This is a genomic window from Xanthomonas sp. CFBP 8445, assembly GCF_025666235.1.
GTDB lineage: Bacteria > Pseudomonadota > Gammaproteobacteria > Xanthomonadales > Xanthomonadaceae > Xanthomonas_A > Xanthomonas_A indica.
Window position 1 is genome coordinate 987,380 of sequence record NZ_CP102594.1, and the last position, 20,044, is coordinate 1,007,423.

Genomic DNA, 20,044 nt, shown 5'->3' on the forward strand with positions numbered 1-20,044 from the left:
CGCGACTGAAGCACTGCGCGGATCACGCGCTTCTGCTTTGGCTGTGCCGGAGGTATCGCCTGTCTTGCAGCGCTCGATGTGGCCTTGGCCAGCCAGCCACGCCGAGCCCTTTCGCGTCATGCGCGTCGCGGCTGAAGCCGCTCCTACGAGGAGCGGCACTTCGTTAGCGCACCGTCTGCCTCGCCGGGCATGACGTTGCCTCGTAGGAGCGGCTTCAGCCGCGACAGGCGTTACCGCTGGCGCCTCGTCGCGGCTGATTCCGAACAGATGGGAACCGCTGCCGATCGTGGGGCCTGCGACCCATGCCGCAGGCCCACGCGCGTCACTGCGGCCAGGCGAACGTGGCGATCACCGGGAAGTGGTCCGACGGCCAGTGGCCCTGCGGCCGCGCGTCGAGCGTAGCGTAGTGGGTGGCCTGCAGGCCGCGCGAGAAGATCCAGTCGATGCGCCGGTCCGGGTGGCCGGTGAAATCGTGGAAGGTCGCTTCCGGGCCCTGCGGCTGCGCCACCTGCGTGCGCGCGTCGGCCAGGCTGGCGGTGAGGGTGCGGTAGGTCGGCGAGTCCGGCACCGTGTTGAAGTCGCCGGTCAGCACCACCGGCACGTCCGCCGGCAGCGCTTTCAGGCGCGACACGATCAGCGCCGCGCCCTTGGCGCGCGCGGCTTCGTCCTCGTCGCGATAGGGCAGGTGGGTATCGAACAGGTAGAAGCGGCGGCCATCGCCGATGCGCTCGAACAGCCCCCAGTTGACCATGCGCGGCAGCGGATGGCCCCAGCTGATGCTGCCCATCACCTCCGGCGTGTCCGACAGCCAGAAGTGTCCCGACTCCACCAGCTTCAGTTTTTGGCTGTCGTAGAACACGCCCATGCGTTCGCCGTCGTCCTTGCCGTCGCGGCTGGGGCCGAACCAGCGGTACTCCGGCAGTTGCGCGGCCAGGTAGTCGGCCTGGCGCTTGACCAGTTCCTGGGTGCCGAACACGTCGGGATGCTGCGTGCGGATCAGCGCGGCCATCGCACTGCGGCGCACGTCCCAGCGCTTGTCGCCGTCGGTGTCGACCGGCACGCGCACGTTGAAGCTCATCACCTTGAGCGGGGCCGGCGCGGCGGGCGGCGCCGGCTTATGTGCCTGCGCCGGCGCAATGCACACGCCCAGCACCAGCAGCAGAGGGAGCGCGAGCTTGCGCGCGGACGACAGCGACAGCGACATGGCAGATCTCGACAGGAGCGGAACGCGCGATGGTGGCACGGCGGTGGTGTCGGTGACCACCGCGCGGCGCGCCTGTCGAGCGGCGATCAGTTGAACGCCGACAGCGCCTGGGTCAGCTGCCCGTTGTTGTTGACCGCACCCATCGTGTAGCCCTGCCAGCCCGGGTAGGCGTCGGGTTCCCAATAGAACACGCCCAGGCCGCGGCTGCCGAGCGCGCGCGTCCTGGTGAGCAGATCGGCCAGCATCGCGCGGGTGGTGGCGGCCTGCTGCCAGTCCATGCCGACCTCGCTGACGATCACGTCCGAGCCGTAGCGCGCCACCATGTCCTGCATGTTGCTGGCGATCTGGGTGTTGGCGCTCTGCCAGGCATTGGGGGACGGGTAGTGCGACATGCCGACCACGTCCCACTTGCCGCCGGCCGACTTGAGGCCGTCGAAGAACCAGCGGAAGGTCGCGTTGTCGTAGCCGTTGGCCAGGTGCACCACCACCTTGGCGTTGGGGTAGACCGACTTGCTGGCGTTGTAGCCGCTGTTGATCAGCTGCGCGAGGTTGCCGAAGTTGGGTGTCTTGCCGTCCGGCCACAGCATGCCGCTGTTGATCTCGTTGCCCACCTGCACCCAGCTCACGTCGATGCCGTTGGACTTGAGATAGGACAGGATGCCGCTGGTGTGCGCGTACACGTCCTTCACCAGGGTGGCGAAGTCGTGGCCGTTCCAGGCCGCCGGCTTGGTCTGCTTGCCGGGGTCGGCCCAACTGTCGCTGTAGTGGAAGTCGATCATGATGCGCATGCCCTGCGCCTTGGCGCGCTTGGCCATGTTCAGCGTGTCGGCGCCGTCGTTCCAGCCGCCTTGCGGATTGACCCACACGCGCAACCGGATCGCGTTGACCCCGGCGCCCTTGAGCAGCGAGAAGAAGTCGGTGGTGGCACCGGAGGCGTTGCGGAACACGCGCCCGCTGCTCTCCTGCTGGTCGATCCAACTGACATCGGCGCCCTTGGCGAAGGTCTGCGCCATGGCCGGCGCACACAGGCAGGCGAGCAACAACACCAGCAGCCAGGCGGACACGCGCTTGCTCGATCGGTTCATGCGATTCTCGCAGTGATGGAAGGAGGGAAGGAGGGAAGGAGGGGGTCGCGCGGCCCCGAACGGCGGCCGGCAGGACTGCCGGGCTGTGTCCCCTTGGCCGCGGCGCGCACGAGGCTAGCGCGATCGCCTTGGCGACGCGCGCTGCACTGCAGCGGCGCTGGCACGCGTCCGGACGCGCTGTCTGGATGGCCGATGAATCTGCGCGGTGCGTCACTTGACGCGATGCGGCATCGGCGTAGCATTTCGCCCACGCCAAGGGACAGACCCGCGGCGATCCATCCAACCGTGAGGGATGCTCATGGAGTTCGACTATCTGGTGTTCATCGGGCGCTTCGAGCCCTTCCACAACGGCCATGCCGCCGTTGCCCGCCACGCCCTGGCGCGTGGCCAGAAACTCATCTTCCTGATCGGCTCGGCCGAGACGCCTCGTACCATCCGCAATCCCTGGACCGTTGCCGAGCGCAGCGTGATGATCCAGGCGGCGCTCGAGGGTGCGAGCGAACGCCTGATCCTGCGACCGCTGCGCGACCACCTGTACAACGAAAGCCAATGGATCGCCGCGGTGCAGTCCACGGTGGCCGAGGCGGTGCGCAGCGACGGTGGCAGCGCCGAGGCGCGGATCGGCCTGATCGGCATGGACAAGGACGCCAGCAGCTATTACCTGCGCGAGTTCCCGCAGTGGCCGCTGGTCGACGTGCAGCACACCGAAACGCTGTCGGCGACCGAGCTGCGCCGTTACCTGTTCGAGGCCGGCAGCATCGATTTCCACGGCGCGCTGCTGATGCTGCGCGGCAACGTGCCGGCGCCGGTCTTCGACATGCTCGAGGCGTTCCGCAAGAACTCGCCGTCGTATGCCGAACTGCTCGCCGAATACCAGTTCATCGAGCAGTACCGCGCGGCCTGGAAGGAGGCGCCGTATCCGCCGACCTTCGTCACCGCCGACGCGGTGGTGGTGCATTCCGGACACGTGCTGCTGGTGCGCCGCCGCGCGGCGCCGGGCAAGGGCCTGTGGGCGCTGCCGGGCGGCTTCGTCGGCCAGCACGAGAGCATCCTCGACGCCTGCCTGCGCGAACTGCGCGAGGAGACCCGGCTGAAGATCCCGGTGCCGGTGCTCAAGGGTTCGCTGAAGAACCGCCACGTGTTCGACCACCCCGAGCGCAGCCTGCGCGGGCGCACCATCACCCATGCCTTCCACTTCGAGTTCGTGTTCGGCGAACTGCCCGAGGTGCGCGGCGGCGACGACGCCGACAAGGCGCGCTGGGTGCCGGTCAGCGAAGTGCTGGGCATGGGCCCGAAACTGTTCGAAGACCACCTGCACCTGCTCGAATTCTTCCTGGGCCGCGGTTGACGCGGCCTCCCGGCTGGCGGACAGACCGCCGGCTTTCCCCGACGCGAAGGAGCTTCCGTCATGCAATGCCTGAACAACCTGCTGCTCAACACCGATAGCTACAAGGCCAGCCACTGGCTGCAGTACCCGCCCGGTACCGACGCCACGTTCTTCTATGTGGAATCGCGCGGCGGCGTCTACGACCGCACCGTGTTCTTCGGCCTGCAGTCGATCCTCAAGGAGGCGCTGGGCCGCCCCGTCACCCATGCCGACATCGACGAGGCGCGCGATCTGTTCGCCGCGCACGGCGAGCCGTTCAACGAGGCCGGCTGGCGCGACATCGTCGACCGCCTCGGCGGCCAGTTGCCGATCCGTATCCGCGCCGTGCCCGAGGGCAGCGTGGTGCCGACCCACAACGCGCTGATGACCATCGAGTCCACCGACGCGCAGGCCTACTGGGTGCCGTCGTACCTGGAGACGCTGCTGCTGCGCATCTGGTACCCGGTGACGGTGGCCACGGTGAGCTGGCATGCCAAGCAGACCCTGCGCCAGTTCCTGGAGCGCACCAGCGACGATCCGGATGGGCAGTTGCCGTTCAAGCTGCACGACTTCGGCGCGCGCGGCGTGTCCAGCCTGGAATCGGCCGCGATCGGCGGCGCGGCGCACCTGGTCAACTTCCTCGGCACCGATACCGTATCCGGGCTGTTGCTGGCGCGCGCGCATTACCACGAGCCGATGGCCGGCTATTCGATTCCTGCCGCCGAGCACAGCACCATCACCAGTTGGGGCCGCGAGCGCGAGGTCGAGGCCTACCGCAATATGCTCAAGCAGTTCGGCAAGCCCGGCGGCGTGGTCGCAGTGGTATCGGACAGCTACGACATCTTCCACGCGATCCGCGAGCACTGGGGTACCACGCTGCGCGAGGAAGTGATCGCCTCCGGCGCCACCGTGGTGATCCGCCCCGACTCCGGCGATCCGGTGGCGGTGGTGCACCAGTGCCTGGAACTGCTCGACGAGGCCTTCGGCCACAGCGTCAACGGCAAGGGCTACAAGGTGCTCAACCACGTGCGGGTGATCCAGGGCGACGGGGTCAACCCGACCAGCATCCGCGCGATCCTGGAGCGCATCACCAGCGCCGGCTACGCCACCGACAACCTGGCCTTCGGCATGGGCGGCGCGTTGCTGCAGCGGCTCGACCGCGACACCCAGAAGTTCGCGTTGAAGTGCTCGGCCGCGCGCGTCGACGGCCGCTGGATCGATGTCTACAAGGATCCGGTCACCGACAAGGGCAAGCTCAGCAAGCGCGGCCGCATGCGCCTGCTGCGGCACCGCGAGTACGGCAGCTATCGCACCGAGCCGGTGCCGCCAGACGCGGTGTCGGCCGAAGCGGTCGCCGGCCCGGCCGGCTACGACGATGCGATGGTCACCGTGTGGGAGAACGGCCGCCTGCTGCACGACTGGACCTTCGCCGAGGTACGCGAGCGCGCGAACGCCGCGCGCCTGTAGGAGGCGGCCATGCACGCCTCCCTGCCGAGTGCGCCGCCGTTGAGCGGCGGCTCGCCGCTGTTCGCCGCGCTGCGCGCCAGCACCCCCCATCTGGAATGGCGGGTGCCGGCCGCGGCGGATGCGTCGCGCTGGCGCCAGCAGCGCATCGGCGCGCGCGGCTACCGCGTCGCGCAGCCAGTGACCTTCACTCCCTACGCATCGGTGCGGCCGTGTTCGGCGCGCTGCCGCTTCTGCTCGGAAACCCTGCGGCCGCAGAGCGGCGGCACCGCCGCGGCCAGCCTGCGGCCGCCGCCGCACTACTTCGCGCAACTGCGCCAGGCGCTGGCGCAACTGCACGGGCTGCCGCTGTCGCATTCGCTGTCGGGGCTGGAGATGACCGACGACGAAGCCTGGTTCCTGGAACTGCTGCAGACCCTGGGCGCGGCCGAGCGCGACGGCCTGTTGGTCGAACAGCGGGTGCTGTACAGCAACGGCGCCGGTTTTGCCCGCGGCCACGGCGATGCGCTGTTGCAGGCCTTGCAGCGCTTCGACCTGTCGTGGATCGAACTGTCGCGGCATCATCCGCAGCAGGCGCGCAACGACGCGATCATGCGTTTCCGCCCTGGCGAGGCGATCGCCGATGCGGACGTCTTCGTCGCCACCGCCCAGCGCATCGCCGAAGCGCTGCCGCTGCGCCTGGTGTGCATCCTGCAGCACGGCGGCATCGCCGACGCCGACGGCGTCGCCGCCTACCTGGACTGGGCGCGCGCCTGCGGGGCGCGCACGGTGATCTTCCGCGAGTTCTCCCGACTCGGCGACGGCTACCGCGACGGCGGCACCGCGCGCTATCTGGCGCAGGCGCGGGTCGCGGTGGAGCAGGTCCTCGGCGCCTGCATGGCGGCGCCGTGGTGGGGTGCGCTGCAGCCGCTGCAGATCACCGAGGGCTACTACTTCTGGAATGTGCGCCTGGCCAGCGCCGACGGCATGGAGGTGGTATTCGAGACCTCCGACTACGGCGCGATGCACGCGCGCCACGACAGCGGCGACATCTACAAGCTGGTGTTCTTCGCCGATGGGCGGCTGTGCGCCGGCTGGCAGCCGGACCGCGATCTGCTGTGGCGGGCGCCGCATGGATAGCCGCAGCTGGTGGACGCCGTCGCCGGATCCGCCGCAACATCGGCTACCGGAGGATCTGCGCCAGCGCGATCCGCTGGGCGCACGCGACTGCGGCTGGGTCGGGCAGATGCGTCCGTTCGTGCGCCACTTCAGCGCGCGCGGCGCACGCGTGCTGGATCCGTTCTGCGGCTTCGGCAGCACCTTGCTCGCCGCCGAGCTGGAAGGTCGCCACGGCATCGGCCTGGAGATCGACCCGGCGCGCGCGCGGCTGGCGCGCGAACGGCTGCAGCGGCTCGGCCTGCAGGCCGAGGTGCTGGACGGCGGCTTGCCCCAGTGCATGCCGGCCGTGCCGGTGGACCTGTGCCTGACCAACGTGCCGTACTTCGGCTGCGCCTGGCCGGCCGCGGCGGCACCCGGCCAGCTCTACGCCAGCGCCGACTACGCCGCCTACCTGCATGGCCTGCGTGCAGTGTTCCATGGCGTGCGCCGTGTCCTGCGCGAAGACGGCTTCTGCATCGCGATGGTGGAGAACGTGCAGCTCGGCGACGCCACCGTGCCGCAGGCCTGGGACCTGGCCCGGATCCTCGGCAGCCTGTTCGCGCCCTGTCCTGAGCGCGTGCTGTGCTACCCGCGCGAGACGGCGCAGCCGCTGGCGCCCGGCGACACCCGCAACGACCGCAGCCACGAGTACGCGCTGATCTTCCAGCACCGGCGCCAGCCCATCGACCTGCCCGGCACGGCGCAGTTGCTGGCGGCCCTGCGTGCCGACGGCTTCGCCTTTGCGCTGTACGGCAGCTATCCGCACTGGCTGGGCGATCCGGCGGCGGCACCGCGCCCGCCCGGCGACGTCGACCTGCTGCTGCCGCGCGACCTGGACGGGCTGCTGCGGCTGCTCGAATGGCTGCGCGCGCGTGGCTTCCTGCTGAGCCTGTGGGGCGAGCCGCTGGCGGCGCCGCCGACCCTGGAACTGCTCGATGCCCATCATTACCTGCGCGCCGAACGCCGCGCCCACGACGGCGGCCTGCTGCGCGTGGACCTGGCGCTGGAACCCGCCGCCGCCTGAGTCGGCGCGGCCCACGCCGCGCACCTCGCTAACCGCGGGATGAGCGGCCGCGCCGGCGTCAAGGCCGCGCCGACGCGCTTGCGGCTATTCTTTGCCGCGGTTCCCTCTCTCCGGTCAACGGCCTATGTCCGCTCCCTCCAAGGTTCTCGCCATTCCCGCGCTCGCGCTGATCGCGATCGGCCTGAGCGGCTGCTTCGCCCGCAAGCAGGACGGCCTGGTGAAAGAGACCTTCAATTCCGACAACACCTATTCGCGCAACTACCCGGTGCAGCCGGCGCAGGCCTGCGAATCGGCGCGCCGCGCCCTGCTGAGCCAGGGCTATGTGGTCTCCAAGGCCACCGCCGATGCGGTGGAAGGCACCAAGAACTTCCAGCCCAGCGACGAGTTGCACGAGCAGCTCGAGTTGCGGGTGTCCTGCGTGGCGCATGGGCAGGACGAATCCTGGGTGTTCGTCAGTGCGTTGCAGGACCGCTATGCGCTGAAGAAGAGCCCGACCTCGGCCAGCGTCGGCGTCGGCGTGCTCGGTTCGGTCTCGCTGCCGATCGGCAGCAGCGACGACTCGATGGTGCGCGTGGCCAGCAGCACGGTGCAGGACGGCGACTTCTACAAGCGCTTTTTCCAGTTGATGAGCGAGTACCTGCCCAAGAACAAGCCGGCACCGGAGCCGCCTGCGCATCCGCCCGCCGTGGCGGCCGTGACCGCACCGGCGCCGGCACCGACTCCGGCAGCGCCGGTGATGCAGACTCCGATGCCCACGGCGACGCCTGTGCCACCGCCGGCACCCGCGGCCACCACCGCGACGCAGCCGCCTGCGACGACGGCGCCGCAGAGCGGCGAACCCGGCGGCGCCGACTGATTCAGGCCCCGCTGCGGAAGCTGAATCCGCGCGATTTCGCTTCACGAACCATTCGCGAAGTGGGTGAGAAGGTGGCGCCCGTCGAGAGCGCGGTGCTTGTGCATCGGCTCCGCCACCCAGGAGCAATCAGCATGAACACTCTCAAGTCCGCCTTGTGTCTTTCCGTGCTCGCCATCGCCACGGCCGCCGCGCCGCTGGCCGAGGCGCAGCGCCACTACGGCCCCGAGGACAACGGCCGCCGCTTCAGCGACGGCACCCGCGTGCACTGCAAGAAGGTCGCGGTGCGCAAGAACAGCACCGACCCCGACCGCCTCGGCGGCACGCTGGCCGGTGCGGCGATCGGCGGCCTGCTCGGCAACCAGATCGGCAAGGGCGATGGCCGCAAGCTGGCCACGGTCGGCGGCGCGGTCGCCGGCGGCGCCACCGGCCGCTACATCCAGGGCCAGCGCCAGCAGGCCAACGGCAACCGCGTGGTCGAGACCGTCTGCAAGCGCTATTGAGTCGCACCAACGCATCGCGTCGACCGGCGCCTGACGCCGGCGCGGCGACCTGGTGCAACGCCCCGGCGGAGGCCTCCGCCGGGGCGTTTTCGTTTCGGTACTGATTGCGGCGCTGGGCGACGCGGCGCCTCCGCAGTGGCTCAGTCGGCGAGCACGGCGCGCAGCGCTGCGTCCAGTTGCGGGTAGCGGAACACATAGCCCTCGCGCTGTGCGCGCGTCGGCAGGACGCGCTGGCTGCCCAGCAACAGGTCGGCCATCTCGCCGAAGGCCAGGCGCAATGCCGCCGCCGGCATCGGCAGCAGTGCCGGACGATGCAGGGTGGCGGCGAGTTGCTGCGCGAACGCGGCATTGGTCACCGGCGCCGGCGCGGTGGCGTCGTAGGCGCCTTCGCCGCCGTGCTGCAGCAGCCACAGCAGCAGCCCGACCTGGTCGTCGCGGTGGATCCAGCTCATCCACTGGCGGCCATCGCCCATGCGCCCGCCCATCCCGAACCGGAACGGCAGCAGCATCCGCGCCAGTGCGCCGCCGTCGCGGCCCAGCACCACGCCGGTGCGGACCAGGCTGGTGCGCACGCCCAGGTCCTGCGCGCGCAGCGCCTCCGCTTCCCAGTCGCGGCACAGCTGTGCGGAAAAGTCGTCGCCGGGCGTGCTGGTTTCGTCCAAGACCTCGTCGCCGCGATCGCCGTAGTAGCCGATCGCCGAGCCGGAGATCAGGCAGCCCGGGCGCCGCGCGGCGTCGAGCCCGCTCATCCAGTCGATCAGGGCGCGGGTGGTGCCGATGCGCGAGGTCCGGAAGCGGCGCTTGCGGGTGGCGCTCCAGCGGCCCTCGCCCAGCGGTTCGCCGGCGAGGTTGACCACCGCATCGGCCGGTCCGGCGCGCTGCAGGTCATCCAGCGTCTGCACCGCCGGCAACAGGCGCGCTGCGCGTGCCGGGTCGCGGGTGAGCACGCTGACCTTGTACCCCGCGTCGAGCAGGGCAGCGCACAGCGCGCGGCCGATGAATCCGGTGCCTCCGGTAACGAGCACGTGCATGCAGGGGGTCGCTTGCGCCAAGAGAGCCGCAGTGTAGGTGCGTCGGGCATGGCGGAAGAGTGAACGCCGCACGGGTGGTGGGGGACCGGATGACTTCGCGACGCCTGCACGGGCGATGCGGCAGGCTGCACCGGCGCCGCCGCCGCTGCGGCCGACGGAGTTCCTGCCCGCGATGCCCGCTGCATGATTCGATCACTCAGGTTCGCTCGCGTTGCGCGTCGCCGCGGCGTCGGCCTGCTGTTGGCCGCACTGCTGGCCAGTGCCGCGGCCGACGCCACGCCGGCGCCGGCCGACCAGGCCAGCGCGACCTGCCTGGCCGCGCTGCTGGAGCGGCTGGGCTGGCGCATCGGCAGCACTGCCGCCGCCCAGCCGCAGATCGCGGCCGGCGCGCCGTGCCAGCGCGGTTCGCTGGCCGAGGCGCAGGCGCACGGCGATCTGCAGGTGGCCTTGCCCGCTGCCTGGAACGACGCGCAGCGTCGGCAGGCGCTGCGCGCCTTGCTGGACACGCCGGCGACGCAGTGCGGCTATTTCCTGCGACTGGGCGCGGCCACGACGCGCGCGGTCGCGCGGCTGCAGGACAATCCCGGCTATCGCTTCTCGGCGCTGCAGCTGGGCTGGATCGGCTTCGGCGTGCGCGGCGCGCAGGCGCAGGGCTGGGAGCGCTTCCGCAGCTTCGGCCGCGGCTATCGCCCGGCAGGCGGCAATGCGCAGGCGATCGAGACGTTCTACAGCGGCCATGTGCGTTCGGAATGCGGCGTCGGCCGGCAGATCGCGCAATTGGCCACGCAGCGCGAACTGTATGGCGATGCCGCGTTCGATCGTGCGTTCAGCGCCGACGAACTGTCGATCGGCACCTTCCTGACCCTGCACGACACCGACAGCGTCCTGCTCGGCGCGCACGCCGGCGATTTCTTCGCCGACGGCAAGGCGGCCAAGACCGCGCAACGCGGCCGTGCCGCCTTCCTCGGTGCGCCGGGCTACATCGTGCATGTGTTCGAACGCCGCTACCTGGACGACATCAACAACCAGGCGGAGAACTTCGTGGTCGCCGCGGTCAGCGCCGAGGCCGCCGCCGCGCTGCGCACGCACGGTGGCTTCGCGTACTACGACGGCCAGAACCGGCGCATCTGGGAACTGGCGCGGGCGCTGCGCGGTCCCGGGCGCGAACGCTTCGAGCGCCTGCTGTACGATCGCGCCCCGGCGCTGCGCGCACGCCTGGATCCCGCGCAGCAGGCCGTGCTCGCGCAACTGGATGCCCTGCTCGACGATCCGTTCTACCGTGGCTTTCAGGTCTACGTGCATCCCAAGGGCGTCAAGCCGATCGGCTACCACGTGGTGCGGCTGCTGGACCGCAACCCGCGCACGCCGTTCGCGGTCGAACTGACCCTGCACAACCTGCACACCACGCTGTACCGGCGCTGGCGCGACCTGCAACTGCGCGACTGCGCGCAGGCGCCGGTGCCGGCCGCCGCAGCGGCGCCTTAGCTGCGCGTCACGTCGGCGCCGCCGCTTCGTGAGACCCTAACCCTCCTTTTTTCGAACCGGGAACGACGCATGGAACTGGGACTTGTAGGCTTGGGCCGGATGGGCGCCAACATGGCCGAGCGGCTGGTGCGCGGCGGGCATCGCGTGGTCGGCTTCGACCTGGGCGAGGCCGCGCGCAGCTCGGCGCAGCAGCGCGGGGTGGACGCGGTCGACAGCATGGCCGCGCTGATCGCGGCGCTGCCGGCGCCGCGCGCGGTGTGGCTGATGGTGCCCGCCGGCAAGGTCGTCGACGACACCCTGGCGGCGTTGCTGCCGCTGCTGGGCAAGGGCGACGTGGTGATCGACGGCGGCAATTCCTACTACAAGGATTCGATGCGCCGCGCCGGCGAACTCGCCGCGCACGGCATCGCCTATGTCGACTGCGGCACCAGCGGCGGCGTGTGGGGACTGCGCGAGGGCTACAGCCTGATGATCGGCGGCGACACCGCCGCGGTGCAGCGCCTGCACGACGTGTTCGCGACCCTGGCACCGGCGGTCGATGCCGGCTGGGGCCATGTCGGCCCGAGCGGCGCCGGCCACTTCACCAAGATGGTCCACAACGGCATCGAGTACGGGATGATGCAGGCCTACGCCGAGGGCTTCGCGCTGATGGGGCGCAAGCAGGAGTTCGCGCTGGATCTGCACCAGGTCGCCGAGGTCTGGCGCCAGGGCAGCGTGGTGCGTTCGTGGCTGCTGGACCTGTGCGCGGACGCGCTGGGCGCCAATCCGACCCTGGCCGGGATCGCGCCGTACGTGCAGGACTCCGGCGAAGGCCGCTGGACCGTGGCCGAGGCGATCGACCTAGACGTGCCGGCGCCGGTGATCACGCTCTCGCTGCTGGAACGGCTGCGCTCGCGCGACGACGACTCGTTCGCCGACAAGCTGCTGGCGGCGATGCGCAACCAGTTCGGCGGCCATGCGATCAAGCACGAGGGCGGCGACGCGCCCGCGCCGGGCGGCACGCGTCCCGCCTGACCCGCGCCGCTCAGTCCAGCGTCACGCTGCAGCCGGAGGCGGCGCTGCGCACGCCCGCCTCCAGCAGCCGCATCACCGCCAGCGCCTGCGCCGCATCCACCGGCGCAGGCCCGCGCCCGGCCAGCGCTTCGCGAAAGGCCGCATAGCAGTCGCGGTAATCGCCGCGGTGTGCCGGCAGGGTCTGTACCGAATGCGTGCCGTCGGCGCCGACCAGACGCAGTTGGCCGGGCAGGGGATCCTCGCCCCACTCCGGCGCGCCCGGCGCCACGCCCGCGCGCAACTGCGCTTCCTGCGTATCCAGGCCGTGCTTGAGATAGCTGCCGCCGCTGCCGTGGATCGCGAAGCGCAGCCCGTTCGCGGCGACCAGCGAGCCGGCATGCAGCACCACCCGCAGCCGCGGATAGCGCAGGACCGCGTGTACATAGTCCACGGCCTGTGCGCCGGGGCGCTGCAGTGCCAGGTCGGTCTGCACCGCCTGCGGCGGTCCGAACAGCTGCAGCGCCTGGTCGAGCAGGTGCGGCCCGAGGTCGAACCACAGCCCGGAGCCGGGCAGGGCGTGCTCGCGCCAGCGGTCGCCCACCTGCGGGCGATGGCGGTCGAAGTGCGAATGGAACTCGGCGATCTCGCCCAGCGTGCCGGCTTCCAGCAACGCGCGCACACCGAGGAAGTCGCCGTCCCAGCGCCGGTTCTGGAACACGCTGACGATGCGGCCGGCCCGCTGCGCCTGCTCGAGCACCTGCTGTGCTTCGGCCACGTCCAGGGTGAACGGCTTGTCCACCAGCACGTGCTTGCCATGCGCCAGCGCGGCCAGCGCCAGCGGCGCGTGGGTCTGATTGGGCGTGGCGATCACCACGGCGTCGATCTGCGGATCGGCGAAGGCCTGCGCCGCATCCGCAACCACATGCGCCTGCGGCCAGGCCGCGTTCACGGCGTCTGCCTGGCGCGAGACCACGGTGTGCAGGCGCAGGCCGGGCGTGTGGGCGATCAGCGGTGCATGGAAGGTACGGCCGACATAGCCGAAGCCGAGCAGGGCGAGATTGAAGTCGGACATGGGCGCGGGCGAGAGCGACGGGAATCCAGTATCGCGCGGCCCATGTCGGCGGATTGCGCATTCACGCTGCGGCGATTCGGCGGTCACGCCGCCTGTACGACGGCGTGGTGGAGACTGCGCGCACCTTCAGCGGAGGAAGACACGATGAAAACGATCAATGCACGCACCCTGCTTGGCGCCACCCTGGTGGCCGGTTTTGCGTTCGGCGCGGGCCAGGCGTTCGCGGCCGGCCAGTCCACCGGCGCCAAGGACCACGGCACCATGGGCCAGCAGGACACCATGCAGCACGACACGACCGCCCACGAGGCAGGCCACCACGACTCCAAGGAGCCGGTCACCGACACCTGGATCACCACCAAGGTGAAGGCCGATCTGCTGGCGACCAAGAACGTGTCGGGCACCGAGATCAAGGTCGATACCGTCAACGGCACCGTCAAGCTGTCCGGCGCGGTCGCGACCAAGGCAGAGAAGGACAAGGCCGTGGCGGTCGCCAAGAAGATCGACGGGGTCAAGAAGGTGGATGCGACCGACCTGAAGGTCAGCGCGGCTGCCAAGAAGTAAGTAGTGCGATCCGCGGCCGCGGGTGGGGATGCGACGAGGCGCCCCACCCGCGACACCGGCCATGGCGCACCCTGCGGGGTGCGTTTTTTTTGGTGGATGCCGAATAATTGAGACGCACATAACATTTCGCGTCGCTTTGACACCGGTTCGGACATCATCCCTTCATGTTCCTCAACGGATCACGCGCGATGTTGGACACCCAACCCCACCCGGCCGCGGGGCATGCGGCCGCAGCCGCCGAGGCGCTGGGCGCCGCGCTGTCCGGCCATGCGGCGCAGGGGTCGCCGCTGCTGCCCGCGGTACGCCGGCTCGAGGCGCAGTTGAGCATGCTGTTGACCACCTTCCACGACGATGCCGGTTTCTGGCCCGCCTTCTCGGCGCTGATGCAGGAACTGGATCAGGGCCTGAGCCAATCCGAGCGCCGGCGCCTGCGCAGCCATGCCGATTTCCTGCTGGTCCGCGCCGGCATGCCGGCCTGGGCGCTGGTCGGCACCCAGGCCGGTCCAGCCGCCCGCGTGGCGCGCCAGCCCTGAGCGCCGCGCGTACGTGGCGCTCCTGCCGGCGGCCGGGGGCCGCTGGCGTGGACGCGTGCGCGAAGTGGGATAGAGTCCATGCCGTTGGCGCGATCGGGGTGTCGCGCTCCCGCTGAATAATTCATCTGCTGCCGGGGAAGATGGGCGACAATGCGCGCCCGCGATGGCCGCAGCCGTTTCTCCTTCTGACGCACCCGCTATGCAGACCATCGCCAAACACGATGCTTGGGACCGCTGGCGCCTGCCGCTGCTGGCATTGGCCGTCGTCCTGATCGTCATCCTGCCCTCGCTGCTGCTGCGGCAGATGAATGCCAGCACTCTGCGTGCCGCCGACTGGGTCGGCCACAGCCAGGAGGTGACCGCCACGCTGAACGCGATGGAGGCGGACATGCGCGACATGGAGTCGGCGGCGATGGCAATGTCGCATGGCGTGCAGTCGCCGATCCTGACTGCGCGCCTCAAGGACGCGCGCGTGTCGTTGCAGCCGTCCATCGCCCACCTGGCCGAACTCACCCGCGACAACCCCGACCAGCAGATCCGCATCGGCCGCCTGCAGAGCACGCTGGAACGGCGCGGCCTGATCGCCGAGCGGATCGCGCAGACGCGCGATCCGGACCGGATCCGCGCGCTGATCCAGGACATGACCGCCGACAATCCGGTGCGCGGCCTGATCGCCGAACTGCAGCGACGCGAGGACGAACTGTTGAGCGAGCGCACCGCCGACGCCGAACAGCGTCGCATGGTCGCCTCGATGGTCAGCTGGAGTTCGCTGATGGTGCAGTTGCTGCTGCTGGGCCTGGTGATCTGGCTGCTGCAGCGGCAGATCGGCCGGCGCCTGGATGCCGAGCGCCACATGCTGCGCGCCAACGGCCGCGCCGCGGCGGTGCTGCAGACCGTGCGCGAACCCATCGTGCTGCTCGACGGCAGCCAGCGCATGCTGATGCACAACACCGCCTTCGCCGAACTGTACGGGATGGACCTGGCCGATCCGCCGAAGATGCTGGCCGATGTGGGCCACGGCGTCTGGCAGGATCCGATCATCGTCCAGCGCCTGGCCGACGTGCTGCTGCGCGGACGCGAATTGTGGGATTTCGAGCACGAACAACTCGGCGCGGACGGGGTACCAAGGACCATGCTGCTGAATGCGCGGCGCATGCCGCTGCCTGACAGCGAGGATGAAGTGGTCTTGATGACGGTCAGCGACATCACCCTGCAGAAGACGGCGCAACAGCGCATCCAGGAGCTGAACCGGCAACTGGAGGGCAAGGTCGAGCAGGTGTCGGAGGTCAATCGCGAGCTGGAGGCGTTCAGCTACTCGGTCTCGCACGATCTGCGCGCGCCGCTGCGCCATGTCGCCGGCTTCGCCGACAAGCTGGCCCGCCACCTGGGCGACGGCGCCGACGAGAAGAGCCGGCACTATCTCGAGGTGATCGGCACCTCGGCGCGGCGCATGGCCTCGCTGATCGACGACCTGCTGGTGTATTCGCGCCTCGGCCGTAGCGCGCTGCGCCTGCAGGCGGTGGACATGCAGTCGCTGGTGGCGGAGACGCGCTCGGTGCTCGACGCCAACTATCAGTCCGAGCACGGCGGCAGCGGCCACCGCATCGAATGGAACATCGCGCCGCTGCCGATCCTGGTGGCCGACGAGAACATGATGCGGCAGCTGTGGCTGAACCTGCTCGGCAACGCAGTCAAGTACAGCGCCAAGCGCGAGGTCGCGCAGATCGAGGTCGGCTACCAGGTGCAGCCGGACGGCAGCCATCACTTCAGCGTGCGCGATAATGGCGCCGGCTTCGACATGACCTACGCGGCCAAGCTGTTCGGCGTGTTCCAGCGCCTGCACAAGGCCAGCGAGTATTCCGGTACCGGCATCGGCCTGGCCAGCGTGCGCCGCGTGCTGGCCCGCCATGGCGGCCATATCTGGGCCGAGTCCGCCCCCGACCAGGGCGCCACCTTCCACTTCGTCTTGCCCCCGGCGCCCGAAACGCCCTCTACCGAGTTCATTGCATGACCGCCATCCGCACCATCCTGCTTGCCGAAGACAGCCCCGCCGATGCCGAAATGGCGGTGGATGCGTTGCGCGACGCGCGCCTGGCCAACCCCATCGTGCACGTCGAGGACGGCGTCGAGGCGATGGACTACCTGCTGCGCCGCGGCGCCTACGCCGACCGCGAGGAAGGCCTGCCGGCGGTGTTGCTGCTGGACATCAAGATGCCGCGCATGGACGGCCTGGAAGTGCTCAAGCTGGTGCGCAGCGACGAGTCGCTCAAGCGCCTGCCGGTGGTGATCCTGTCGTCCTCGCGCGAGGAAAGCGACCTGGCCCGCAGCTGGGACCTGGGCGTGAACGCCTATGTGGTCAAGCCGGTGGACGTGGACCAGTTCTTCACCGCGGTGAAGACCCTGGGCACCTTCTGGGCGCTGATCAACCAGGCGCCGGACAAAGAGTAAGCGCGCATGCCCACCACCGGCCCCAGGCTTGGCCCGATCCGGATCCTCATGGTCGAGGATTCGCCGGAGGATGCCGAGCTGCTGTCCGACCAGTTGCTGGACGCCGGCCTGGAGGCGACGTTCCGCCGTGTGGAAAGCGAACCGACGCTGCGCGAAGCGCTCGGCGAGTTCGCTCCGGACATCGTGCTGTCGGATCTGAGCATGCCCGGGTTCTCCGGGCACGAGGCGCTGCGGGTGGTGCGCGAGGACGGCAACGCCGTTCCCTTCATCTTCGTCTCCGGCACCATCGGCGAGGAGACCGCGGTGGAGGCGCTGCGCGACGGCGCCAACGACTACATCATCAAGCACAACCCGACCCGCCTGCCGTCGGCGGTGGCGCGGGCGATCCGCGAGGCCCGCACCGAGCGCGAGCGGCAGCGGGTGGAGCGCGAACTGATGCGCGCGCAGCGGCTGGAGAGCCTGGCCCTGCTCGCCGCCGGCCTCAGCCACGACCTGCGCAACATCCTGCAGCCGCTGCTGATCGTGCCGGAACTGATCGTCGGGCGCAGCGACGATCCGCAACTGCGGCACCTGGCCGACGTCATCGCCGAGTGCGGCCGGCGCGGCCATGAGATGGCCGAGTCGATGCTCTCGTTCGTGCGCGGTTCGCGCACGCCCAGCGAGCGGGTGCGCCTGGCCGAGCTGTTCCAGGCGGTGCAGATGCTGCTCAAGAGCAGCCTGCCGGAGCGGGTTTCGCTGAAGGTGGACGTGGCCGATCCGGCGCTGTCGATCGAGGCCAACTACACCGAACTGCAGCAGTGCCTGCTCAACCTCGGCCTCAACGCGATCCAGGCGATGCCGGAGGGCGGCCAGTTGAGCCTGTCGGCGACGCCGGCGATCGGCGCCGACGGCAGCGAGCAGGTGCGCATTCTGGTCCGCGATAGCGGTATCGGCATGGATGCGGAGACCCAGGCGCGGCTGTTCAGCCCGTTCTTCACCACCAAGCCGGACGGCACCGGCCTGGGCCTGATCTCCTGCAAGCGCATCGTCGAGAGCTATGGCGGCCGGATCGGCGTGGACAGCACGCCGGGCGAGGGCACCTGCTTCGAACTGCTGATGCCGCTGCGCACGCCGGCGCCGTCGACCGAGCCGGAGCTGTCGCTGCCGATGGGCAAGGGCCAGCGCGTGCTGCTGGTCGACGGCGAGGCCACGCGGCTGTCGCTGCTGGGCAATGCGCTGTCCAGCCAGGGCTACCGCCCGCAGCTGGCGTCCGACGGCGCCGCGGCGCTGCGCGACGTCGAGGAGCACGGCCTGCCGGACCTGGTGATCGTCGACAGCGACATCATCCTGCTGTCGGCGGTGCGCTTGCTGCTGGCGCTACAGGACCTGGGCTACCAGGGCCCGGCGATCGTGCTCGAGGACACCGGCACCCACCTGGAACGCGACCACTTCCCCGCCGACATCGCCGTGCACGTCCTGCGCAAGCCGCTGGAAATGCAGCGCGTGTTCCGCGCCGTGGCGCATGCGCTTGAGAGTGGTTGATCCAGGGGCTGGGATTGGGGAGTCGGGATTCGGGATTTGTTGTGAAGCCGGAATTGGGGAGTCGGGATTGGGGATTCGCCCGGGGCAACAACAACAGCCGACGCCGCTCGGCGCGCGAAGCGCAGCAACGCGCTAGGCGCGTTGTGTCAGCTCCCCAGGGATCCGCTTTTGCGAATCCCTAATCCCGACTCCCCAATCCCGGCGCCTCACTGCTGGGCTGACTGGTCTTCCGGGTCGCGACGGGCGGGGGCGCGACGGGGCGGCAGGGGCGGCAGGATGTCGCGGGTTTCGTTGTCGGGGTCGGCGGCCAGGGCCGGTTCCCAGGGGAAACGCGGCAGGGTGCGCACGGCGTTCTCCAGCTTGCGCGACCAGGTGTCGTGGATCTCGGCGTACAGCGGGGTGTCGGCTTCCAGGCGCATGCGTTCGGTCACGCGCAGGTCGTTGCGGCGGATCAGCGCCAGGTCGATCGGCATGCCCACCGACAGGTTGGAGCGGATGGTCGAGTCCAGCGACACCAGCGCGGTGCGCGCGGCGTCTTCCAGTTGCATCTCCGAGCGGATGATGCGGTCCAGGATCGGCTTGCCGTACTTGGATTCGCCGATCTGCAGGTAGGGCGTCTCCGGCGAAGTGGCGATGGCGTTGCCGAGCGGATAGATCATGTACAGCCCGGGCCGTTCGCCGGCGATCTGCCCGCCCAGGATCAGCGTCGACTGCACGTTGACGCCGCTGTGCTGGGATTGCTCGGAGAGCTTGATCTGGCTGGAGGCCAGCACTTCGCCGACATACTCGGCGACCTCGAACAGGTGACGGAAGCTGCGCAGACTGCGCGGCGCCTCGGGATCGTCGGCGTCGCGCTGCAGGCGCGAGAGGGTCAGCTGCGTGGTCGCCAGGTTGCCGGCCGACATCAATGCGAACACCGCCTGGCCCGGATACTCGAACACGTGCAGCTTGCGGTGCACGCGGACGTCGTCCAGCGAGGCGTTGGTGCGGGTGTCAGCGGCGAAGACCAGGCCTTCGTCCACTTCGATGCCGACGCAATATGTCATGGCGCTGCCGAAAAACCAGGTACGTTCCGATTCTATGCGGGGGGCTCGGGCTTGGCTACCGTTGACGCTCGCCGCCGCGGCATGCGCGAATAGCGCATGACCACCGTGCTTCTGAGCCTGGGCAGCAATCTGCGCCCGCATCACCACCTGGCCGCGGCGATCGCGGCGCTGCGCCGGCAGTTCGGCGCGATCGTCGTGTCGCCGACCTATCGCACCGCGGCGGTCGGCTTCGACGGGCCGGCGTTCCTGAACAACGCCGTGGCGCTGCAGACCGACTGGGAGCTGGCGCCGCTGGACGACTGGCTGCATGCGCTGGAGGACGCGCATGGCCGCGACCGCAGCGGCCCGCGTTTCAGCGACCGCACCCTGGACATCGACGTGGTGTTCTACGGCGACCGCATCGTCGAGGGGCCCGGCAAGTTGCGCATCCCGCGTCCGGAACTGCGCCACGCCTTCGTCCTCAAGCCGCTGGCCGACATCGCCGCCGACTTCGTCGACCCGGTCAGCGGCCAATCCCTGGCTGCGCTATGGCAGGCGCATGCCGAGCACGGGAAGGTGTTCGAGGTGGTGGAATTGGTTGAGTAGCGGGGAGTCGGGAGTCGGGATTCGCAAAGGCGGATTGCAGCGGTCCGATGGCGCCCGCTTGAACGTCGTTGGGCTTACCCGATGCGGTCTCGCTGTTGCTGCTGCCTGAAGCGAATCCCGACTCCCGAATCCC

At 69.9% G+C, this 20,044-nt stretch carries 19 protein-coding genes; 14 read left to right on the forward strand and 5 right to left on the reverse strand.

Annotated elements, in window-relative coordinates; all coding sequences use genetic code 11:
• Nucleotides 1-322 precede the first annotated feature (322 nt).
• Both NUG21_RS04290 and NUG21_RS04295 read right to left on the reverse strand, forming a co-directional pair.
• Nucleotides 323-1,204, reverse strand: coding sequence for an endonuclease/exonuclease/phosphatase family protein (locus tag NUG21_RS04290; protein WP_019796532.1), 882 nt, complete (start codon nt 1,202-1,204; stop codon nt 323-325).
• An 86-nt stretch (nt 1,205-1,290) separates the two neighbouring features.
• On the reverse strand, nt 1,291-2,289 hold the full coding sequence (locus NUG21_RS04295; RefSeq protein WP_019796533.1) for an arabinogalactan endo-1,4-beta-galactosidase: 999 nt from the start codon (nt 2,287-2,289) through the stop codon (nt 1,291-1,293).
• Between the two features lie 292 nt (nt 2,290-2,581).
• Between NUG21_RS04295 and NUG21_RS04300 the strand changes: the two genes are divergently transcribed.
• From NUG21_RS04300 to NUG21_RS04325, 6 genes are all read left to right on the forward strand, one after another.
• On the forward strand, nt 2,582-3,637 hold the full coding sequence (locus NUG21_RS04300; protein ID WP_019796534.1) for a bifunctional nicotinamide-nucleotide adenylyltransferase/Nudix hydroxylase: 1,056 nt from the start codon (nt 2,582-2,584) through the stop codon (nt 3,635-3,637).
• 60 nt (nt 3,638-3,697) lie between these two features.
• Entirely contained in the window at nt 3,698-5,122 is a 1,425-nt protein-coding gene (locus NUG21_RS04305; protein WP_263392379.1) for a nicotinate phosphoribosyltransferase, read from the forward strand.
• Between the two features lie 9 nt (nt 5,123-5,131).
• On the forward strand, nt 5,132-6,238 hold the full coding sequence (locus tag NUG21_RS04310; RefSeq protein ID WP_263392380.1) for a hypothetical protein: 1,107 nt from the start codon (nt 5,132-5,134) through the stop codon (nt 6,236-6,238).
• Complete coding sequence (locus NUG21_RS04315) at nt 6,231-7,280, forward strand: TRM11 family SAM-dependent methyltransferase (protein WP_263392381.1); 1,050 nt, start codon at nt 6,231-6,233, stop codon at nt 7,278-7,280. The genes NUG21_RS04310 and NUG21_RS04315 overlap by 8 nt, the downstream gene beginning before the upstream one ends.
• 124 nt (nt 7,281-7,404) lie before the next feature.
• The gene (locus NUG21_RS04320) at nt 7,405-8,136 is read left to right on the forward strand and encodes a DUF2242 domain-containing protein (protein WP_263392382.1); all 732 of its coding nucleotides are present in this window, start codon (nt 7,405-7,407) and stop codon (nt 8,134-8,136) included.
• Between the two features lie 131 nt (nt 8,137-8,267).
• On the forward strand, nt 8,268-8,636 hold the full coding sequence (locus tag NUG21_RS04325; protein WP_160945432.1) for a glycine zipper 2TM domain-containing protein: 369 nt from the start codon (nt 8,268-8,270) through the stop codon (nt 8,634-8,636).
• 140 nt (nt 8,637-8,776) lie between these two features.
• Here NUG21_RS04325 and NUG21_RS04330 read toward each other — a convergent pair whose 3' ends face one another.
• On the reverse strand, nt 8,777-9,667 hold the full coding sequence (locus tag NUG21_RS04330) for a TIGR01777 family oxidoreductase (protein ID WP_242082007.1): 891 nt from the start codon (nt 9,665-9,667) through the stop codon (nt 8,777-8,779).
• A 183-nt stretch (nt 9,668-9,850) separates the two neighbouring features.
• Here NUG21_RS04330 and NUG21_RS04335 point away from each other — a divergent pair, with 183 nt between their 5' ends.
• Both NUG21_RS04335 and gnd read left to right on the forward strand, forming a co-directional pair.
• Nucleotides 9,851-11,152, forward strand: a complete 1,302-nt coding sequence (locus tag NUG21_RS04335) for a hypothetical protein (protein ID WP_263392383.1) — start codon at nt 9,851-9,853, stop codon at nt 11,150-11,152.
• Nucleotides 11,153-11,221: 69 nt separating this feature from the next.
• On the forward strand, nt 11,222-12,166 hold the full coding sequence (gene gnd, locus NUG21_RS04340; protein ID WP_263392384.1) for a phosphogluconate dehydrogenase (NAD(+)-dependent, decarboxylating): 945 nt from the start codon (nt 11,222-11,224) through the stop codon (nt 12,164-12,166).
• A gap of 10 nt (nt 12,167-12,176) precedes the next feature.
• Here gnd and NUG21_RS04345 read toward each other — a convergent pair whose 3' ends face one another.
• A complete protein-coding gene (locus NUG21_RS04345; RefSeq protein ID WP_263392385.1) occupies nt 12,177-13,217 on the reverse strand; it encodes an oxidoreductase in 1,041 nt (346 codons plus the stop codon).
• 144 nt (nt 13,218-13,361) lie between these two features.
• On the opposite strand from NUG21_RS04345, the gene NUG21_RS04350 reads away from it, so the two are divergent.
• The 5 genes from NUG21_RS04350 to NUG21_RS04370 all read left to right on the forward strand — a co-directional run bounded on the left by NUG21_RS04350 (nt 13,362) and on the right by NUG21_RS04370 (nt 18,280).
• On the forward strand, nt 13,362-13,778 hold the full coding sequence (locus NUG21_RS04350; protein WP_019796628.1) for a BON domain-containing protein: 417 nt from the start codon (nt 13,362-13,364) through the stop codon (nt 13,776-13,778).
• Between the two features lie 188 nt (nt 13,779-13,966).
• A complete protein-coding gene (locus NUG21_RS04355; protein WP_263392386.1) occupies nt 13,967-14,311 on the forward strand; it encodes a hypothetical protein in 345 nt (114 codons plus the stop codon).
• Between the two features lie 199 nt (nt 14,312-14,510).
• Nucleotides 14,511-16,322: a sensor histidine kinase gene (locus NUG21_RS04360; RefSeq protein WP_263392387.1), complete on the forward strand. Its 1,812-nt coding sequence runs from the start codon at nt 14,511-14,513 to the stop codon at nt 16,320-16,322.
• The gene (locus tag NUG21_RS04365; RefSeq protein ID WP_019797077.1) at nt 16,319-16,759 is read left to right on the forward strand and encodes a response regulator; all 441 of its coding nucleotides are present in this window, start codon (nt 16,319-16,321) and stop codon (nt 16,757-16,759) included. The genes NUG21_RS04360 and NUG21_RS04365 overlap by 4 nt, the downstream gene beginning before the upstream one ends.
• Nucleotides 16,760-16,765: 6 nt before the next feature.
• A complete protein-coding gene (locus NUG21_RS04370) occupies nt 16,766-18,280 on the forward strand; it encodes an ATP-binding response regulator (RefSeq protein WP_242082013.1) in 1,515 nt (504 codons plus the stop codon).
• Between the two features lie 206 nt (nt 18,281-18,486).
• Here the strand turns inward: NUG21_RS04370 and NUG21_RS04375 are convergent, their stop codons facing one another.
• Nucleotides 18,487-19,326 carry a proteasome-type protease gene (locus tag NUG21_RS04375; protein ID WP_160945424.1) on the reverse strand — a complete coding sequence of 280 codons (840 nt, stop codon included), beginning with the start codon at nt 19,324-19,326 and terminating at the stop codon, nt 18,487-18,489.
• A 96-nt stretch (nt 19,327-19,422) separates the two neighbouring features.
• Here NUG21_RS04375 and folK point away from each other — a divergent pair, with 96 nt between their 5' ends.
• Nucleotides 19,423-19,911 carry a 2-amino-4-hydroxy-6-hydroxymethyldihydropteridine diphosphokinase gene (folK, locus tag NUG21_RS04380; protein WP_019795883.1) on the forward strand — a complete coding sequence of 163 codons (489 nt, stop codon included), beginning with the start codon at nt 19,423-19,425 and terminating at the stop codon, nt 19,909-19,911.
• The last annotated feature ends 133 nt before the right edge of the window (nt 19,912-20,044 follow it).